1 rRNA gene is annotated in these 1,117 nt (G+C 52.5%); it reads left to right on the top strand.

What is annotated here, in order from left to right:
* Positions 1-17: 17 nt before the first annotated feature.
* Positions 18-1,117, top strand: a 23S ribosomal RNA gene (locus tag ABDH49_09115); the annotation flags it as partial.

Raw genomic sequence — 1,117 nt, 5'->3', positions numbered from 1 at the left:
AGTATTATTTAAGAGGCAACCAAGCTACTAAGGGTGGTAGGTGGATGCCTCGGCAGGGAGAGGCGATGAAGGGCGTGATAAGCTGCGATAAGCTTGGGGTAGCCGCATATGGGCTTTGATCCCGAGATGCCCGAATGGGGAAACCCAATCTCCTGATAAGGGAGATTATCGTATGGGGAAGGCTTAAGCCAAGTACCCATACGAGGCGATACCCTGGGAAGTGAAACATCTCAGTACCAGGAGGAAAAGAAAGAGACATCGATACCCTAAGTAGCGGCGAGCGAAAGGGGTAGAGCCTAAACTACTGTCGTGCAAAAGCCCGTGGGCGTTGCGACAGTGGGGTAGTGGGGGTAGAACGGAGGTGACCACGGACACCTCAGGAAGTTACAAAACAGAGCCTTAGCCGAATTCTCTGGAAAGAGAAACCATAGAGGGTGATAGTCCCGTAGGCAAAAAGGCTCTGTCTTCCTGGTTCTACTTCCCGAGTACTTCGGGGCACGTGGAACCCTGAAGGAATCTGGGCGGACCACCGCCTAAGGCTAAATACTACTCCCTGACCGATAGTGGACTAAGTACCGTGAGGGAAAGGTGAAAAGAACCCCGGGAAGGGGAGTGAAATAGAACCTGAAACCTACCACTTATAATCAGTCACAGTCCATCCTTTTGGATGGATGGTGGCGTGCCTTTTGCAACATGAGCCCGGGACTTGTTGGTGCTGGCGAGGCTAAGCTCCTTTGGAGCGAAGCCGTAGGGAAACCGAGTCCGAATAGGGCGTTTAGTCAGCATCAACAGACCCGAATCCGGGTGAGCTACCCCTGGGCAGGGTGAAAGCTCGGTAACACGAGCTGGAGGCCCGAACCGATGGATGGTGAAAAATCCTCGGATGATGTGGGGGTAGGAGTGAAATGCTATCGGAAGGATGTTATAGCTGGTTCTACCCGATATATATCTAGGTATAGCCTCAGGTTAGCTTATAGGGGGTAGAGCACTGTTTGAGCTATCTGCTTCTGGTAGGTAGCTCAGGCAAACTCCGAATCCCTATAAGTGATGCCTGGGAGTCAGCCTTCGGGGGATAAACTCCGCAGGCGAGAGGGAAAGAATCCCAGACCACCAGCTA

The organism is Candidatus Hydrothermales bacterium, assembly GCA_039630235.1.
Lineage (GTDB): Bacteria > Hydrothermota > Hydrothermia > Hydrothermales > JAJRUZ01 > JBCNVI01.
Note: the sequence above shows the minus strand (reverse complement) of the source record. Positions and strands in the feature narration are given on the sequence as shown.